Source organism: Streptomyces typhae (assembly GCF_009755605.1).
Taxonomy (GTDB): Bacteria; Actinomycetota; Actinomycetes; order Streptomycetales; family Streptomycetaceae; genus Streptomyces; species Streptomyces typhae.
Genome location: NZ_WPNZ01000001.1, coordinates 61,779 through 78,087, shown reverse-complemented (window position 1 = coordinate 78,087; position 16,309 = coordinate 61,779). Strand labels below are relative to the sequence as shown.

Here is a 16,309-nt window from a genome sequence, read left to right as displayed (position 1 = left end):
GGTCCTCGGGCATGTCGGTTCAGCGCGATGTCACGCGCAGTTCGGGCACACGCCCCGGTAGGTGACCTCCACGTCCGAGATCGTGAAGCCGAAGCGCTCCGAGTCGGGGAGTGCGGCCAGCGGGTTGCCCGTCGGGTGCACGTCGCGGATGGCGCCGCAGCGGGCGCACACCAGATGCTGATGCGGACGGTGCGCGTTCGGGTCGTACCGCTTGGCTCTGCGGTCCGTCGCGACCTCGATGACCTCGCCGAGCGACACCAGCTCGCCCAGCGTGTTGTAGACGGTCGCCCGGGAGATCTCCGGCAGCTTGACGACGGCGCGGGCGTGAACCTCGTCCGCCGTCAGATGCACATGCTCTCCGTCGAGGACCTCGGCCACGACGCGCCGCTGCGCGGTCATGCGCCAGCCGCGTCCACGCAGTCGTTCCAACAGGTCGCTCATGAAATCCAGCCTAACAGCAGCGGGACCAGGTCCCGAACGGGTGTGACTTTGGATGATTGCTTGACTTAGACATTGTCTATTGTAGGATCGGAAACGGCTCACGCCAAGGACAGGAACTGCACGAATTGACGCAGGAGGCGCACGTGACGCAGGGACCCCTCACCACGGAGGCCGGTGCTCCGGTCGCGGACAACCAGCAGAGCGAGACCGCGGGTGCCGGCGGTCCGGTCCTGGTCCAGGACCAGCTGCTCCTGGAGAAGCTCGCGCACTTCAACCGCGAGCGCATCCCGGAGCGCGTCGTGCACGCACGCGGCGCGGGCGCCTACGGCACCTTCACGGTGACCGCGGACGTCACCGCGTACACGCGGGCCGCGTTCCTCTCCGAGGTCGGCAAGCAGACCGAGACGTTCCTGCGGTTCTCCACGGTCGCGGGCAACCTCGGCGCTCCGGACGCCGTGCGCGACCCGCGCGGCTTCGCGCTGAAGTTCTACACCGAGGAGGGCAACTACGACCTCGTCGGCAACAACACCCCCGTGTTCTTCATCCGGGACGCCATCAAGTTCCCCGACTTCATCCACACTCAGAAGCGCGACCCGTACACGGGCTCCCAGGAGGCCGACAACGTCTTCGACTTCTGGGGCCTGAGCCCGGAGTCCACGCACCAGGTGACCTGGCTGTTCGGCGACCGCGGCATCCCCGCTTCGTACCGCCACATGGACGGCTTCGGTTCGCACACCTACCAGTGGACCAACGAGACGGGCGAGGCCTTCTGGGTCAAGTACCACTTCAAGACCGACCAGGGGATCAAGACCCTCACCGCCCAGGAGGCCGAGGTCCTCGCCGGCAAGGACCCCGACTCGCACCAGCGCGACCTGCGCGAGGCCATCGAGCGCGGCGAGTTCCCGACCTGGACCGTGGGGGTCCAGATCATGCCCGTGGCCGACGCGGCGACGTACCGCTTCAACCCGTTCGACCTGACCAAGGTGTGGCCGCACGCCGACTACCCGGTGATCGAGTTCGGCAAGCTGGAGCTCAACCGCAACCCGGAGAACGTCTTCGCCGAGGTCGAGCAGTCCATCTTCAGCCCCGCCCACTTCGTGCCGGGCATCGGCCCGTCCCCGGACAAGATGCTCCAGGGCCGCCTGTTCGCGTACGGCGACGCGCACCGCTACCGCGTCGGCATCAACGCCGACCACCTGCCGGTGAACCGCCCGCACGCCACGGAGGCGCGTACCCACTCCCGTGACGGCTTCCTGTACGACGGCCGCCACAAGGGCGCGAAGAACTACGAGCCGAACAGCTTCGGCGGTCCGCACCAGACCGACCGCCCGCTGTGGGCGCCGACGGCGGTCTCCGGCGAGACCGGCAACCACGTGACGCCCTCGCACGCCGAGGACAACGACTTCGTGCAGGCGGGCGATCTGTACCGGCTGATGTCGGAGGACGAGAAGCAGCGCCTCGTCGACAACCTCGCCGGGGCGATCGCGGGCGTGTCCCGTGACGAGATCGCCGAGCGCGCGATCAACAACTTCCGTCAGGCCGACGGAGACTTCGGCAAGCGGCTGGAGGCCGCGGTCCAGGCCCTGCGCGGCTGAGAACCCAGCACCTTGTCGTGGACGACGGGCCGGATCCCCTCGGGGGGTCCGGCCCGTCGGTCGTGTGCGGGCGGGAACCCGGCGGCCTCGCACGGGCCGAGGCCGCCGGACGTGCTCAGGCCACCGTGGCCGTCTGCCGTCGGGCCGGAGCCCAGCAGCGGATGATGTCCCGTACGGAGACGATGCCGGTCGGCTCGTCGCCGTCGAGCACGATGAGATGCCGGAACCCGCCGTGTGCCATCGCGTCGGCGGCGTCCTCAAGGGTCCAGGTCGGCGTCGCGAAGACGACATCGGTCGTCGTGTGCGTGCCCGCGGTCTCGAGGTCCGGGTCCTGGCCGAGGCCGAGGGAGTTCAGGACGTCGCGCTCGGTCAGGATGCCGAGGCCGTAGGTGTCGGTGTCGAGGACGACGGCCGCGCCGACGCGACGGGCCGCCATCAGGTGGGCGGCCTGCCGGAGGGTGTGGGCGGGGCCGATGGTGAGGACCACAGTGCTCATGGCGTCACGGACGAGCATGGGCTTGAGCCACCTCCTTGGTGAAACCGTGGACCGCGCGAGGCCGAAGGATTGCTTCCGCTCGGCAGCGGTGGAAGGGGATCTCCGGCATCGGCTTGGAGAACGGTTTCACAAGTTCACAAGTGGGGGGACTCTCAGAGTCGCAGGCGCGCGGGTCGGCAACAAGGGGGCGGAGGCGGGAAGTTCGGGGGCGCGCGGACGCTCGCGCGCTTCAGTACCGCTGGTTCAGATAGCCGAGGAGTTCGTCGTGGAGCAGGCCGTTCGAGGCGGCCGCGTTGCCGCTGTGCGGGCCCGGTGTGCCGTCGAGGCCGGTGAAGCGGCCCCCCGCCTCGGTCACGACGATCGCGGTGGCCGCCATGTCCCACAGCGACAGCTCGGGCTCGGCGCACAGGTCGAGGGAGCCCTCGGCGACCATCATGTACGGCCAGAAGTCGCCGTAGCCGCGCGTGCGCCAGCAGGCGCGGGTGAGGTCGAGGAAGCCGTCGAGGCGCCCCTGGTCCTCCCAGCCGCTCAGCGACGAGTACCCGAGCGAGGCGTCCTGGAGCCGGGAGACCTCGGAGACCCGCAGCCGGGTCGCGGAGGTCAGGCTGCGGCCGGTGTACGCGCCGCCGCCCTTCGCCGCCCACCAGCGACGGCCGAGCGCGGGCGCCGAGACGACGCCGACCACCGGCTGGTACCCGCCCTCGCCCGCCTCCATGAGGGAGATCAGCGTGGCCCAGACGGGCACACCGCGTACGTAGTTCTTGGTGCCGTCGATCGGGTCGATCACCCAGCGGCGGGGGCCCGTGCCCTCGATGCCGTACTCCTCGCCGAGGATCGCGTCCCGCGGCCTGGCCCGCTGCAACTGGCCGCGGATCAGCTCCTCGGCGGCCTTGTCGGCCTCGGTCACCGGTGTCATGTCCGGCTTGGTCTCCACCTTGAGGTCGAGGGCCTTGAACCGGTCCATGGTCGCGGCGTCGGCGGCGTCCGCGAGGACGTGGGCGAGGCGCAGATCATCGTGGTAGTCGGGCATGGGTGAACAGTATCGATCTCGTTTCGCACGGGCCACAGCGCGTCGGGGACGGTGCCCACGGGACCCCTTGACAGTGCCCGCGGGCGCGTCAACCCTGACGGGCAGGGCCGCTGGGGCCGTCCCGGCCCGGGGCCCGGGGCAGCGGGAGGCGACGATGCCGGCAGCGCGGGAGTCACTGCTCGACGCGGCCTACACCGCGCTGGCCCGCAGGCCGTGGACGGGTGTGCGGATGGTCGACGTGGCGTCGGTGGCGGGCGTGTCGCGGCAGACGCTCTACAACGAGTTCGGCAGCAAGGACGGTCTCGCGCGGGCGCTGCTGCGGCGCGAGACGGACACCTATCTGCGCGGCGTGGAGCGGGCGCTCGCACAGGCCCGGGACCCGGTGGACCGGCTCGCGGCGGTGAGCGCGTGGACGATCGGTGCCGCGCGCGACAACATCCTGGTGCGTGCGGTGCTCACGGGCTGCTGGAGCGAACGTCTGCCCGCGCCGAGCCGGGCAGCCGTGTCGAGCTCGCCGGTGCCCGCGCAGCGCAGGGCGGACGCGGGCGTGCCCGCGCCCGGTGAACTCCTCGCCCAGGTGCGGGACCGCGCGATGGCCGCGCTGACGGAGCGAGGCCGCCCTTCCGAGACGGAGGACCTGGCTCGGGCGTGCGAGAGCGCGGTGCGCGTCGCGCTGTCGTACGTCGTGGCGCCCGCGAGCCGGGAGGAGGACCCGGCGCGGCTGGTACGGCGGGTGATCGCGGGAGCGGCGGGGCGGTGACCGGTGGGGGAACGGTGCGACCGTGACCGGTGGGGGAGCCGCACGGCGGCGATCGGGGCGGGAGCGGCGGGGCGGTGACCGGTGGCAGGGGTGGCGGGGCCGTGAGCGGCGGCAGCCCCGCCGTGTCAGTGCGCCGACCCCGACAACTGGAGCCCGATGACGCCCACGATCACCAGCGAGATCGAGACGATCTTCAGCGTGGAGACGAGGTCGCCGAGGAAGATCATGCCGTAGATCGCCGTGCCCGCCGCCCCGATGCCCGTCCAGACCGCGTACGCGGGCCCGACGTCCAGCTTCTTCAGGGCGAGCGTGAGCAGGCCGAAGCTGCCGAGGGCGAACGACGCGAAGGCGATGGTCGGCCAGAGCCGGGTGAAGCCGTGCGAGAGCTTCAGGCAGACCGCGAAGCCCGTCTCGAGGATCCCGGCGACGATGACCAGCAGCCACGCCATGGTTGTGCCTCCCACGTCCGTACGTTCCGTGACCGCTTCACCAAAGCTTGAATCAACTTGAATCAATCTTGGTGCGATTATGCACTTACCGGCGCGGTGGGGGCGTAAACAACGCGGAGTTCGGGGAGCCGCACGGCGGGCGGCTCAGTCGCCCTCGCGCCGCTCCCGCGTGGCGAGCAGCCGCCGCAGCGAGTACAGCCGCGCCGGATCCGCGTGCCCCTCGGCCACCCATGCGTCGAGCCCGCAGTCCGGCTCGTCGTGGCTGCACGCGCGCGGGCAGTTCTCCGTGCCGGGCTCCAGGTCGGGGAAGGCGTGGATGACGCGGGACGGGTCCACGTGGTGCAGGCCGAAGGACCGCACGCCGGGGGTGTCGACCACCCAGCCCTCGTCGTCGGGGAGCGGCAGCGCCAGGGCGGAGGTGGTGGTGTGCCGGCCGCGGCCGGTCACGGCGTTCACATGGCCCACGGTGCGCCGCCGCTCCGGCGGTACGAGCGCGTTCACCAGGGTGGTCTTGCCGACGCCGGAGTGGCCCACGAACGCCGTGACCTTTCCGGCGAGTTCGGCGCGGACCATCCCGGCGGCGTCGCCGTCCTCCAGCTCGCCGCGGCTGGTGACGACGTAGGGGATGTCCAGGTCCCCGTACAGCTCGAGGAGCTTGTCCGGGGGCGCGAGGTCGGACTTGGTGAGGACGAGCAGCGGGGTCAGGCCGCCGTCGTAGGCCGCGACCAGACATCGGTCGATCATGCGGGGACGCGGCTCGGGGTCGGCGAGGGCGGTGACGATGGCGAGCTGGTCGGCGTTGGCGACGACCACGCGCTCGTACGGGTCGTCGTCGTCGGCCGTGCGGCGCAGTACGGAGGTGCGTCCCTCGATGCGCACGACGCGCGCGAGGGTGTCCTTGGCGCCGGAGAGGTCGCCGACGACGGCGACGCGGTCACCGACGACGGCGGCCTTGCGGCCCAGCTCGCGGGCCTTCATCGCCACCACGGTCCGGCCGTCGACGAGGCAGGTGAGCCGGCCCCGGTCGACGGTGAGGACCATGCCCTCGGCGGCGTCCTCGTGCTTGGGACGGATGTGTGTGCGCGGGCGGTTGCCCTTGCGGTTGGGGCGGACGCGGATGTCGTCCTCGTCCGGGTTCTTCCCGTAGCGGCGCATGATCGTGACTCGCCCGTCAGTTCCCGAGCATCCCGGCCCACAGTTCGGGGAAGTCGGGCAGCGTCTTCGCCGTCGTCGCGACGTTCTCGATCTGTACGCCGGGGACGGCGAGGCCGATGACCGCGCCGGCCGTGGCCATGCGGTGGTCGTCGTAGGTGTGGAAGACGCCGCCGTGCAGCGGGCGCGGGCGGATGTGCAGGCCGTCGGCGGTCTCGGTGACGTCACCGCCGAGTTCGTTGATCTCCTTGGTGAGCGCGGCGAGCCGGTCCGTCTCGTGCAGGCGCAGATGGGCGACGCCGCGCAGCGTGGACGGGGAGTCGGCGAGGGCCGCCACGGCGGCGATGCCCGGCGTGAGCTCGCCGACCTCGCTCAGGTCCACGTCGAGGCCGTGGATCGAGCCGGAGCCCGTGAACGTCAGGCCCTGCTCGGTCAGCTCGCAGGAACCACCCATCTCGGTGAAGATGCGGCGCAGCGCGTCGCCGGGCTGCGTGGTGTGCGCGGGCCAGTCGGGGATGGTGACCCGGCCGCCGGTGACCAGCGCCGCGGCCAGGAACGGCTGGGCGTTTGACAGGTCGGGCTCGACCGTCAGATCGCGGCCGAGCAGGGCGCCGGGCGTGACCCGCCAGACGTTCGGCTCGCCGCCCGCCTCGGGGGTGTCGACCTGGGCGCCCGCGGCGCGCAGCATGTCGACGGTCATCCGGATGTGCGGCATGGACGGCAGGGCGCTGCCCACGTGCCGCACCTCCACGCCCTGGTTGAAGCGCGGCGCGGAGAGCAGCAGGGCGCTCACGAACTGGGACGAGGAGGAGGCGTCGATCTCGACCTGGCCGCCGTCGAGGGCGCCGCCGCCGTGCACCGTCAGGGGCAGGGCGCCGGGGTTCCCGTCGGCGCCGTCGTCGATGCGGGCGCCGAGGGCGCGCAGCGCGTCGATCACGCCGTGCAGCGGGCGCTCGTACGAACGGGGGTCGCCGTCGAAGCGGATGGGGCCGTCGGCGAGCGTGGCCACGGGCGGCAGGAAGCGCATGACCGTGCCCGCGTTGCCGACGTCGACCGTGGCCGGGCCCTGGAGACCGGAGGGGATCACGCGCCAGGCCTCGCCGGAGTCGCCGGCGCCGGCGGAGCTGGACGACACCGTCTCCTCGATGCCGACGCCCATGGCGCGCAGCGCGGCCACCATCAGGAGGGTGTCGCGCGAGCGCAGCGGGCGGCGCAGCCAGCCCGGCTCGGCGGCGAGCGCGGCGAGGACGAGGCCACGGTTGGTGACCGACTTCGAGCCCGGCACGTGGACCGTCGCGGCGACGGCTCCGCTCGCGTACGGGGCTGGCCAGAGGGCGGTGTCTGTCGGGTTCACGGTCATGCCCACACTTTAGTGGTTGGCGCCGACAGCGATTCTTGATCAAAAGCGGCGAAACTCAGGCGAAACAGAGAAGCACCGGACGGAACTGGTGCGCGAACGCTTGCGGGGACCGGCGTCCGACCGACGTCCGACCTGCGCCGGGCACGAAACCGCCCCCGGCACGTCGTCTGGCCGCCATCCGGTGTCCCGGTGTCACACGGCGGGCAACCGGCGGTGTCACACCGCTAGCAACCAGCTGGCGGTGTCACACCGCGAGCAACCAGCTGGCGGTGTCACACCGCGAGCAACCAGCGCCCCCCGCCTATCAGCGAGCACAGCGACACGGCGTGGAACAGGAACAGCCACATCCCGGCAGGGACGTGCGTGAGCCGCGACAGCTGGTCGGCGTCGGAGTCGCCCGCCCCGCCGTGCCTGCGCTTGGCCTGTAGCTCGAAGGCGGGCCGTACACCGCCGAGGAGCAGGAACCATACGACGGTGTACGCGAAGGCGGCCTGCACGTCGGTGTTCGCGAGCCAGGAGACGCCGAGGAACAGGCCACCGGCGACGATCACTGTCACCGCGCCGTAGGCGTTGCGGATCATCACCAGCATCGCGACGAGCAGGCCCGTGGCGATCCACAGCAGCGCCGTGATGCGGCCCTCGCCGAGCAGCGCGGCGCCGCCGAGGCCGAGGAGCGGGGGCGCGGTGTACCCGGCGGCCGCGGTGAGGATCATGCCGAGGCCGGTGGGCCTGCCGCGGCTGACGGTGAGGCCGCTGGTGTCGGAGTGCAGCCGGATGCCGTCCAGGCGGCGGCCGGTGAGCAGGGCCACCAGACCGTGGCCGCCCTCGTGGGCGATGGTGACGGCGTTGCGGGCCACGCGCCAGAAGCCGTGCGGGACGACGACGCCGAGCGCGACGACGCCGGTGACGATCACCAGCCACTGCTCGGGCGCGGACTGGGTCCCCGTCAGACGGTCCCAGAGATCGCCGAGGCTGGCGGAGGCGGTGGTGTGCATTGCTCGGTCGGCTCCCTACGGTCGGCCACGGCGTGGCAGTGTTGCACGTATGTGCGGACGGTATGCGGCCAGTCGTGGACCCGAGGATCTCGCGGGGATCTTCGAGATCGAGAAGTGGGAGCCGGAAGAGGTTCTGGAGCCCGACTACAACGTGGCACCCACCAAGGAGGTCTACGCCGTTCTCGACCGCCCTCTCAAGGACGTCGAGGACAAGCGTCCGGTTCGTCAGCTGCGCAAGCTGAAGTGGGGGCTCGTGCCGTCCTGGGCGAAGACGCCGGAGGGCGGGGCACGGATGATCAACGCCCGCGCCGAGACGGTGCACGAGAAGCCCTCCTACCGGCGGGCCTTCGCCACCCGCCGGTGCGTCGTCCCCGCCGACGGCTATTACGAGTGGGTGACCTCCAGCGCCGAGCGCGACCTGGAGGTCGAGGGCAAGAAGAAGCGTCCGCGCAAGCAGCCGTACTTCGTCACGCCCGCGGACGGGTCGGTGTTCGCGATGGCGGGCCTGTACGAGTTCTGGCGGGACCGCACGCTGCCCGACGAGCACCCGCTCGCCTGGTGGGTGACGTGCTCGGTGATCACGACGGAGGCGGAGACCACACCGCTGGCCGCCGCCCCCGAGGAGGGCCCGCGGGCACTCGCCGACATCCACCCGCGGATGCCGCTGATGCTGACGCCCGACCGCTGGGACGCCTGGCTCGACCCGGCCCGCACGGACGTGGACGAGCTGCGGGCCCTCCTGGAGCCGCCGCCGCACGGGCTGCTGCGGGCCTTCCCGGTGTCCACCGCCGTCAGCAACGTACGCAACAACGGGCCGGAGCTCTTGAAGGAGCTGGAGGGCCCCGAAGAGGGCACACTCTTCTGACGTGACCAAGCACACGACCCACAGCGAGATCGTCGGTACCGGAGCGGGCGACGCCCGGATCACCTGGCACCCGGCGCGCCGGGCGAGGCACGTGCTCGCCCTCGGCCACGGCGCGGGCGGCGGCATCGAGGCCCGCGACCTCGCGGCCGTCGCCGCCGCACTGCCCGCGCACGGCGTGACGGTGGCCCTGGTGGAGCAGCCCTGGCGGGTCGCGGGCAAGAAGGTGGCGCCCGCGCCCAGGACCCTCGACACCGGCTGGCGCGGCGTCTGGCCCGCGCTCACGGAGCCCGGCCTGCCCGTGCTCGCGGGCGGCCGCAGCGCCGGGGCCCGCGTCGCCTGCCGCACCGCGGGCGAACTCGGCGCCGCAGCCGTGCTCGCCCTCAGCTTCCCCCTGCACCCGCCGGGAAAGCCGGAGAAGTCCCGCGCCGAGGAGCTGCTCGGCGCCGGGGTGCCCACGCTGGTCGTGCAGGGCGGCAACGACCCCTTCGGCAGGCCCGCCGAGTTCCCGGACGCCACGGGCTCCCCGTACCCGTACGAGCTGGTCGGGATCCCGTACGGAGACCACTCCTTCGCGGTGCCCAAGCGGGCGGACATCGGGCAGGACGAGGCCGTGAAACGGATCACGGACGCCGTCGCCGCGTGGGTGGGAATGCTGGACGTGTGAGCGCTGTTGTGGCGGACATACCTTGCAAGCCGTTCGCCAAAGAGGGAGCCCACCCCATGGGACCGACCATCTGCCCGGACCGCTCCAGCGCCTCTGACCTGGAGTGGAGCGTGCTGAGCGCGCCCAAGGCGGCTCCTATTCGGGCGGCGCGCAAAGCGGGTCGTCGTCTATCCTCCGAAACCAGTGGGACCGCTTACGGCCCCACCACGTCGTTGGAGGAGGTGGGTCCGGTCACTGGGACCGACGCAGAGACTGAGCACGGTCGCTCCGAGCGCCCGGAGCGCCCCGTCGAGGGCTCCGAGACGGCCGCGGAGCGCACGGCCCGCTTCGAGCGGGACGCGCTGACGTTCCTCGACCAGATGTACTCGGCGGCGCTGCGCATGACGCGCAACCCGGCGGACGCGGAGGACCTGGTGCAGGAGACCTACGCCAAGGCGTACGCGTCGTTCCATCAGTTCCGGGAGGGCACCAACCTCAAGGCGTGGCTGTACCGCATCCTCACGAACACGTTCATCAACTCGTACCGCAAGAAGCAGCGCGAGCCCCAGCGCAGCGCCGCCGAGGAGATCGAGGACTGGCAGCTCGCGCGAGCCGAGTCGCACATGTCCACCGGTCTGCGCTCCGCCGAGTCGCAGGCGCTCGACCACCTGCCCGACTCCGACGTGAAGAACGCGCTCCAGGCGATCCCGGAGGAATTCCGCATCGCCGTCTATCTCGCGGACGTAGAGGGCTTTGCGTACAAGGAGATCGCGGACATCATGGGTACACCCATCGGTACGGTGATGTCCCGTCTTCACCGGGGCCGCCGCCAACTCCGCGGCATGCTCGAGGACTACGCGCGCGACCGCGGTCTGGTCCCGGCCGGTGCCGGAGAGTCGAACGAAGCGAAAGGCTCGGGCTCATGAGCTGCGGAGAGCCGCACGAGACTGATTGCAGTGAAGTCCTGGACCATCTCTATGAGTTCCTGGACCACGAGATGCCGGACAGTGACTGCACCAAGTTCGAGACGCACTTCGAGGAGTGCTCGCCGTGCCTGGAGAAGTACGGCCTGGAGCAGGCGGTGAAGAAGCTGGTGAAGCGCTGCTGCGGCCAGGACGACGTGCCGTCCGACCTGCGGGCCAAGGTGATGGGGCGGATCGAGTTGATCCGCTCGGGCCAGACCGTCCCCGAGCACGACCTGACGGCGGCGCCCGGCGACGGCACGGCCGTCCGCGCCAGCGAGGCCTGACCGGCCGAGTCCGTTTCTTTTCCTCTTGCGCGCTTCTCGCATGATTTCTGCGCGCTTTCTCACTCGAAGGTGCTAATTCGCGGCCGTGAGCCGTGGCGTGCCCGAACCCCGTTCTAGTCTCCGGATCTCCGGACCTGGATCGGGGAGGAGGTGGCCGTGCGCCCGGTTCCGCCACGGGCCCGTGGGTACGTCCTCGGCGCCGCCCTGGGGGGCGCCGCCTGTGTCGCGCCCGCGTTCGGCCCGGACACGCCCTGGTCCGTGCTCGCGCTGCTCGCGGTCCTGTACGCCGCGGGCGAGCACGCCGTGCGCCGCGACGTCGCCGCCGCCACGTTCTTCCCGGTGCTGCTCGCCGGGGTCTTCCTGCTGCCGCCCGCCGCGGCGGCGCTCGCGGCCGTGCCCGGGGCGCTCTGCGCCCGCGTGGAACGGCGCCCGCGCGGCCTGCGGCGGCTGTGGCGCGCGGCGCAGCCCGCCCTGGCCGCCTGGGCCGCGGGACACGTGTACGCGGCGCTCGGCGGGCCCGCCGCCGCCTCGGCGCCCGACTTCCCGTACGTGCTCCTCCCGGCGGTGGCCGCCGTGCTCGCGTTCGCGCTCGCCCTGACCGCGCTGGACGGCGGGATCCTCCTGACGGCGGAGCTGGTGCCCGCCCGGACGGCCTGGCGGGGGCTGCTGCTCAGGTCGCTCGCGCCCGTCTCCGTGCACGGGCTCGCCGGGCTGATGATGGCCGTGCTCTGGTCCAGCCCCTACGGCCCGCCGGCGGCCCTCCTCGTCCTGCTGCCCATGGGCGTCTCCTGCTGGGTCTTCGCGCAGTACCACCGCGAGCGGTCCGCGCACCAGGCCACCATCCGTGCCCTCGTGCAGGCCGTCGACCTCAAGGACCGGTACACCCGCGGGCACAGCGAGCGGGTGGGCCGCGCCTCCGTGCTCATCGCGCGCGAACTCGGCATGGCCGACGACCGCGTGGAACTGCTGCGCTTCGCCGGGATCCTGCACGACGTGGGCAAGCTCGGCGTCCCCACCCGCCTCCTGCGCAAGGAGGGGCCGCTGACCCCCCAGGAGCGCCGGGTGATCGAGCTGCACCCCGAGTACGGGCACGAGATGGTCCGCGGCATCGGCTTCCTCGGCGAGGCACGGGCGGCCGTCCTGCACCACCACGAGCGCATCGACGGCAGCGGCTACCCCTACGGCCTGACCGGAGCCCAGATCCCCGAGGCGGCACGGGTCGTGGCCGTCGCGGACGCCTTCGACGCCATGACGTCGACCCGCTCCTACCGCCGCGCCCGCCCCGTCCCGGCCGCCGTGGCCGAGCTGGAGCGCTGCGCGGGAGTCCAGTTCGACGCGGCGATGGTGCGGGCGCTGGCACGGGCCCTCCAGCGGCACGGCTGGTCCTCCGAGGTCACGGCGGGCACGGAGACCACGGCGGGGGGCGAGCCCGTGCGGGGGGCGGCGGCCGAAGCCGCGTCCGGGGCCGCGTCCGAGCCCGTGCGCGAAGCCGCGTCCGAAGCCGCGTCCGAAGCCGCGGGCGGCCGCCCGCGTTCAGGCCGCCGGTGACCGCCCGCCCGGCCTTCCGCCTCCCCGTGGCCGTCACGGTCGTGGCCGTCACGGTCGCGGTCCGGGCCGCCGCCGCCCTCCTCGCCGTCGGCGCGCTCGGCGCGACCCTCTGGTACGGCGTCGAGGACCCGGGCATCGCGCTGGCCTTCGGAGTGCTCATAGCCGTGGGGGAGCTGGCGCGCTGGGGGAGCGGCAAAGGGCGCGAGCCGGCGCCCCTGGGTGCAGCGGGCGCCCTGGCGTACGCCCTCGTGGGGGAGTGCGCGGGCCGTCCCAGTCACCACGGCGTGCTCCAGGTCGTCGCCATCGTCGTCGCGGCGGGCCTGGTCGGCGCCGTCCCGCACGTGGCGCTCGGCCGCGGCCCCTGCCTCGACCACATCGCCCGCCGGGTCCTGAGCGTCGGCTTCGCCGCGCTGTGTTTCCAGCCCCTGTACAACTCGGGGCAGTTGACGGCGGTCACCGGGCACGGACCGGCGTACGCCGTCGTCATCGTCACACTTCTCGCGCTCACCGCGCTGTGCGACGCCGTGCTCGCCGCCGCCATGGCGCACGACAGGTCGGGATGGCCGTTCGGGCCGCTGCTCAGGGAGGAGCTGCGGGGCATGTCCGGCGTGGGGTCCGCGGTGTGCGCGTCGGGGGCCGTGATGGCGCTCGCCGTCGCCGTGGCCGGGCTGTGGGCGCTGCCCGTCTTCAGCTTCCCGCTGCTCCTCACCCAGCTCGCCTTCCGCAGGTACGCGGCCGTACGGACCACCTACCGGCAGACCATCGCCTCGCTGGCCCGCGCCACCGAGATCGCCGGGTACACCCCCGCAGGGCACGCCCGCCGTGTCGCGGACCTCAGCCGGGCCATGGGCCGTGACCTCGGTCTTCCGGGGCCGGACCTGGGCGTCCTGGAGTACGCCGCCCTGATGCACGACATCGGCCAGCTCTCCCTCGTCGACCCCGTGCCCGCCGGGGCCACCGCCGCCCTGCCCGAGGCCGAGCAGCGCCGCATCGCCCTGCTCGGCGGCGCCGTCGTGCGCCAGACCGGGGTCGCGGCCGATGTCGCCGTGGTGGTGGAGCGCCAGGCCGATCCGTTCCACGAGCAGCCGCTCGCCGCCCGGATCGTGCGCACCGCGAACGCATACGACGAAATGGCACGGGAACAAGGACCTCATGGGCCTCTCGGCGCCCTGGAGCGGCTGCGCCTCGCCACCGGACGCGACCACCAGCCGGAGGTCGTGGAAGCACTCGCACGGGTGCTTGCGCGGGGGCGGGGCCGGGGGAGCGGCGGCCGGGGGCGGCCGGGGACCAGGCGGTGCGCACCGGCCGGGCGGGGGAGCGCGGGTGATGTCGCCGGAGGTGTGGGGAAAGTCCGTCTGACCCCGCGTCCCCCTGGGTAACCCATGGGTAATGAGCGGCCGTCCGACGGTCCGTGGTTGGATGCGAAGGAAGCGCGCAAGCGCGGCAGCACGGAAGCGGGGCAACCCCGACAAGAGCTGGCAGGCGGGAATCGTGAGGATCTTCGGCAAGGGACGGCACCGGCCCTCCGCCTCCTGGCGGCAGGCCACCGACCGGGCGTTCACGCTCATCGGCGACGGCCGCTACGAGGACGCGGGCGCGCTCCTGACACGCGCCGCCGACCTCGAACCCTGGCTGTCCGAGTCCTGGTTCAACCTCGCGCTCCTGCACAAGTTCCGGCACGACTGGGAGCAGGCGCGGGCGGCGGGCCTCAGGGCCGTGGCGCTCCTCGACCGGTCGGCGGGCGCCCCGGACTGGTGGAACGTGGGCATCGCGGCGACGGCCCTCCAGGACTGGCCGCTGGCCCGCAGGGCCTGGCAGGCGTACGGCCTGAAGGTGCCCGGCGGGGTCGCCGCCACGGGTGAGCCGACGGGCATGGAGCTCGGCAGCGCGGCCGTGCGGCTCTCGCCGGAGGGCGAGGCGGAGGTCGTGTGGGGCCGCAGGCTGGACCCGGCGCGGATGGAGGTGCTCTCCATTCCGCTGCCGTCCTCCGGGCGCCGCTGGGGCGAGGTGGTCCTGCACGACGGCGTGCCGCACGGCGAGCGCACCACGGCCGCCGGGCACTCCTACCCCGTCTTCGACGAGATCGAGCTGTGGGCGCCCTCACCGGTGCCCACGTGGGTGGTGCTCCTGGAGGCCGCCACGGAGGAGGACAGGGACTCCCTGGAGCGGCTCGCGGCCGACGCCGGCTTCGCCGCGGAGGACTGGTCGTCGTCCGTGCGGCTGCTGTGCCGGATGTGCTCGGAGTCGCGGATGCCCAGCGACGAGGGGGACGGGGAGCATCTGGACCCCCACGACCACAGTGAGCCCGGGCATCCGGGGCCGCTCGGGCATCGCAGCCCCGGGGCCCTGTGGGTGCCCGAGCGCGAGTGCGGGATCGCCGCCCCCGCCGGGCTCGTCCGCGGGCTCCTCGACGGGTGGGTGGCCGACAGTCCGGACTCCCGGGACTGGCGGGACCTGGAAGAGGTCTGTTAGCCGCAGGGCCGGGCGGGTCTTTCTGTCAGCGTGCGTGCTGTGGGGTTGTCGCCCTTGTGCGCTCGTCCTCAAGCGCCGGACGGGCTGGGATCGCGCTGCGCGCTCGTCCTCAAGCGCCGGACGGGCTGGGATCGCGCTGCGCGCTCGTCCTTGAGCGCCGGACGGGCTTTTTCTTCCGCCCGCTCGTCCTCAAGCGCCGGACGGACTGCTGACGGAGGACGCCGTACCCTGTACGGGCACCACAGGCAGCGGTTCCCAGGAAGAAGGCATACGGCGGACATGGCGCAGGACACTGAGCAGCAGCGGCCGGGCGGAGTCCTCCCGGTCGACGACGAGGGCTTCGTCATCGACACCGAGGACTGCGAGGCGCGCGAGACGGCCTACCGCGAGCGCGGTACGTCCCGTCCGATCACGGTCGTCGGCAACCCGGTCCTGCACAAGGAGTGCAAGGACGTCACCGCCTTCGACGACGACCTGGCGAAGCTGGTGGACGACATGTTCGCGACCCAGCGCGTCGCGCAGGGCGTCGGCGTGGCCGCGAACCAGGTCGGCGTCGACCTGAAGGTGTTCGTGTACGACTGCCAGGACGACGAGGGCGTGCGGCACGTGGGCGTCGTCTGCAACCCGGTCCTTCAGGAGCTGCCCGCCGACCAGCGCCGCCTGGACGACTCCGGCGAGGGCTGCCTGTCCGTGCCCACGGCGTATGCCCCCCTGGCCCGCCCCGACTACGCGGTCGTGACCGGGCAGGACGAGAAGGGCAACCCCGTCAAGGTGCGCGGCACGGGCTACTTCGCGCGCTGCCTCCAGCACGAGACGGACCACCTGTACGGCTATCTGTACATCGACCGCCTCTCCAAGCGGGAGCGCAAGGACGCGCTGCGGCAGATGGAAGAGGGCACCCCGCGCTACCCCGTCGCGCCGAATGACTGAACTGCGCGACGGCTGAGGCGCGCGAGAAGCGTGTGACAACAGCGGCCCCTGGTCGGGATTACCCCACTGACCAGGGGCCGTTGGCGTACCCGTACAAAATGAGACAGGACTGGTTCACGATCAGCCGCCACTGATCCATATTCAGTCACGTAAGGGGACGTTCTCGGCACACTGGGGTAGTGAATGGCGTAAATGTGTTCCCTGAACGGTCACTTGTGGTGCTGAATGGAAAGCGCGGGGATACGCAACGGCGCGCGCCCGGCACGGCGGGAGGGGCGCGGGTCCTCAGGTGGTCGAGAGGGGTTTGTTCGTGCCTGCTTCCTC

17 protein-coding genes are annotated in these 16,309 nt (G+C 72.3%); 10 read left to right on the top strand and 7 right to left on the bottom strand.

Annotated elements, in window-relative coordinates; translation table 11 throughout:
- Nucleotides 1–30: 30 nt before the first annotated feature.
- Nucleotides 31–441 carry a Fur family transcriptional regulator gene (locus GPA10_RS00350; RefSeq protein ID WP_058849667.1) on the bottom strand — a complete coding sequence of 137 codons (411 nt, stop codon included), beginning with the start codon at nucleotides 439–441 and terminating at the stop codon, nucleotides 31–33.
- Nucleotides 442–584: 143 nt separating this feature from the next.
- Here GPA10_RS00350 and GPA10_RS00345 point away from each other — a divergent pair, with 143 nt between their 5' ends.
- Nucleotides 585–2,036, top strand: a complete 1,452-nt coding sequence (locus GPA10_RS00345) for a catalase (RefSeq protein ID WP_058849798.1) — start codon at nucleotides 585–587, stop codon at nucleotides 2,034–2,036.
- Nucleotides 2,037–2,151: 115 nt separating this feature from the next.
- On the opposite strand, the gene GPA10_RS00340 is transcribed toward GPA10_RS00345, so the two are convergent.
- The gene (locus GPA10_RS00340) at nucleotides 2,152–2,550 is read right to left on the bottom strand and encodes a CBS domain-containing protein (RefSeq protein ID WP_058849666.1); all 399 of its coding nucleotides are present in this window, start codon (nucleotides 2,548–2,550) and stop codon (nucleotides 2,152–2,154) included.
- Nucleotides 2,551–2,761: 211 nt separating this feature from the next.
- Nucleotides 2,762–3,562 (bottom strand): histidinol-phosphatase, encoded by an 801-nt coding sequence (gene hisN / locus GPA10_RS00335; RefSeq protein WP_058849665.1) that lies wholly within the window; start codon nucleotides 3,560–3,562, stop codon nucleotides 2,762–2,764.
- Nucleotides 3,563–3,716: 154 nt separating this feature from the next.
- On the opposite strand from hisN, the gene GPA10_RS00330 reads away from it, so the two are divergent.
- The gene (locus GPA10_RS00330) at nucleotides 3,717–4,322 is read left to right on the top strand and encodes a TetR/AcrR family transcriptional regulator (protein ID WP_058849664.1); all 606 of its coding nucleotides are present in this window, start codon (nucleotides 3,717–3,719) and stop codon (nucleotides 4,320–4,322) included.
- Between the two features lie 125 nt (nucleotides 4,323–4,447).
- Here the strand turns inward: GPA10_RS00330 and GPA10_RS00325 are convergent, their stop codons facing one another.
- From GPA10_RS00325 to GPA10_RS00310, 4 genes are all read right to left on the bottom strand, one after another.
- Complete coding sequence (locus tag GPA10_RS00325) at nucleotides 4,448–4,771, bottom strand: DMT family transporter (protein ID WP_016645400.1); 324 nt, start codon at nucleotides 4,769–4,771, stop codon at nucleotides 4,448–4,450.
- 144 nt (nucleotides 4,772–4,915) lie between these two features.
- Nucleotides 4,916–5,926 carry a ribosome small subunit-dependent GTPase A gene (gene rsgA / locus GPA10_RS00320; protein WP_157163766.1) on the bottom strand — a complete coding sequence of 337 codons (1,011 nt, stop codon included), beginning with the start codon at nucleotides 5,924–5,926 and terminating at the stop codon, nucleotides 4,916–4,918.
- A gap of 16 nt (nucleotides 5,927–5,942) precedes the next feature.
- Nucleotides 5,943–7,283 (bottom strand): 3-phosphoshikimate 1-carboxyvinyltransferase, encoded by a 1,341-nt coding sequence (aroA, locus tag GPA10_RS00315; protein ID WP_058849662.1) that lies wholly within the window; start codon nucleotides 7,281–7,283, stop codon nucleotides 5,943–5,945.
- A gap of 272 nt (nucleotides 7,284–7,555) precedes the next feature.
- Nucleotides 7,556–8,278 carry a M50 family metallopeptidase gene (locus GPA10_RS00310; RefSeq protein WP_058849661.1) on the bottom strand — a complete coding sequence of 241 codons (723 nt, stop codon included), beginning with the start codon at nucleotides 8,276–8,278 and terminating at the stop codon, nucleotides 7,556–7,558.
- A 49-nt stretch (nucleotides 8,279–8,327) separates the two neighbouring features.
- On the opposite strand from GPA10_RS00310, the gene GPA10_RS00305 reads away from it, so the two are divergent.
- From GPA10_RS00305 to def, 8 genes are all read left to right on the top strand, one after another.
- Nucleotides 8,328–9,143: an SOS response-associated peptidase gene (locus tag GPA10_RS00305; RefSeq protein ID WP_058849660.1), complete on the top strand. Its 816-nt coding sequence runs from the start codon at nucleotides 8,328–8,330 to the stop codon at nucleotides 9,141–9,143.
- Nucleotide 9,144: 1 nt separating this feature from the next.
- On the top strand, nucleotides 9,145–9,807 hold the full coding sequence (locus tag GPA10_RS00300; RefSeq protein ID WP_343040123.1) for an alpha/beta hydrolase family protein: 663 nt from the start codon (nucleotides 9,145–9,147) through the stop codon (nucleotides 9,805–9,807).
- Nucleotides 9,808–10,028: 221 nt separating this feature from the next.
- Nucleotides 10,029–10,712 (top strand): sigma-70 family RNA polymerase sigma factor, encoded by a 684-nt coding sequence (locus GPA10_RS00295; RefSeq protein WP_343040122.1) that lies wholly within the window; start codon nucleotides 10,029–10,031, stop codon nucleotides 10,710–10,712.
- On the top strand, nucleotides 10,709–11,035 hold the full coding sequence (gene rsrA, locus GPA10_RS00290; RefSeq protein WP_058849657.1) for a mycothiol system anti-sigma-R factor: 327 nt from the start codon (nucleotides 10,709–10,711) through the stop codon (nucleotides 11,033–11,035). The genes GPA10_RS00295 and rsrA overlap by 4 nt, the downstream gene beginning before the upstream one ends.
- A gap of 156 nt (nucleotides 11,036–11,191) precedes the next feature.
- Nucleotides 11,192–12,583, top strand: coding sequence for an HD-GYP domain-containing protein (locus GPA10_RS00285; RefSeq protein WP_343040121.1), 1,392 nt, complete (start codon nucleotides 11,192–11,194; stop codon nucleotides 12,581–12,583).
- A gap of 26 nt (nucleotides 12,584–12,609) precedes the next feature.
- Entirely contained in the window at nucleotides 12,610–13,962 is a 1,353-nt protein-coding gene (locus GPA10_RS00280; RefSeq protein ID WP_425505656.1) for an HD-GYP domain-containing protein, read from the top strand.
- A gap of 112 nt (nucleotides 13,963–14,074) precedes the next feature.
- Nucleotides 14,075–15,055: a tetratricopeptide repeat protein gene (locus tag GPA10_RS00275; RefSeq protein ID WP_058849655.1), complete on the top strand. Its 981-nt coding sequence runs from the start codon at nucleotides 14,075–14,077 to the stop codon at nucleotides 15,053–15,055.
- A 279-nt stretch (nucleotides 15,056–15,334) separates the two neighbouring features.
- Nucleotides 15,335–15,985 carry a peptide deformylase gene (gene def / locus GPA10_RS00270; protein WP_058849654.1) on the top strand — a complete coding sequence of 217 codons (651 nt, stop codon included), beginning with the start codon at nucleotides 15,335–15,337 and terminating at the stop codon, nucleotides 15,983–15,985.
- The last annotated feature ends 324 nt before the right edge of the window (nucleotides 15,986–16,309 follow it).

Excerpts from the sequence above, each read along its gene's own strand:
- rsgA (WP_157163766.1), bottom strand. The coding sequence starts at position 5,926 with ATGCGCCGCTACGGGAAGAACCCGGACGAGGACGACATCCGCGTCCGC.
- GPA10_RS00330 (WP_058849664.1), top strand. The coding sequence starts at position 3,717 with ATGCCGGCAGCGCGGGAGTCACTGCTCGACGCGGCCTACACCGCGCTG.
- rsrA (WP_058849657.1), top strand. The coding sequence starts at position 10,709 with ATGAGCTGCGGAGAGCCGCACGAGACTGATTGCAGTGAAGTCCTGGAC.
- GPA10_RS00325 (WP_016645400.1), bottom strand. The coding sequence starts at position 4,771 with ATGGCGTGGCTGCTGGTCATCGTCGCCGGGATCCTCGAGACGGGCTTC.
- GPA10_RS00305 (WP_058849660.1), top strand. The coding sequence starts at position 8,328 with ATGTGCGGACGGTATGCGGCCAGTCGTGGACCCGAGGATCTCGCGGGG.
- hisN (WP_058849665.1), bottom strand. The coding sequence starts at position 3,562 with ATGCCCGACTACCACGATGATCTGCGCCTCGCCCACGTCCTCGCGGAC.
- def (WP_058849654.1), top strand. The coding sequence starts at position 15,335 with ATGGCGCAGGACACTGAGCAGCAGCGGCCGGGCGGAGTCCTCCCGGTC.
- aroA (WP_058849662.1), bottom strand. The coding sequence starts at position 7,283 with ATGACCGTGAACCCGACAGACACCGCCCTCTGGCCAGCCCCGTACGCG.
- GPA10_RS00340 (WP_058849666.1), bottom strand. The coding sequence starts at position 2,550 with ATGCTCGTCCGTGACGCCATGAGCACTGTGGTCCTCACCATCGGCCCC.
- GPA10_RS00350 (WP_058849667.1), bottom strand. The coding sequence starts at position 441 with ATGAGCGACCTGTTGGAACGACTGCGTGGACGCGGCTGGCGCATGACC.
- GPA10_RS00310 (WP_058849661.1), bottom strand. The coding sequence starts at position 8,278 with ATGCACACCACCGCCTCCGCCAGCCTCGGCGATCTCTGGGACCGTCTG.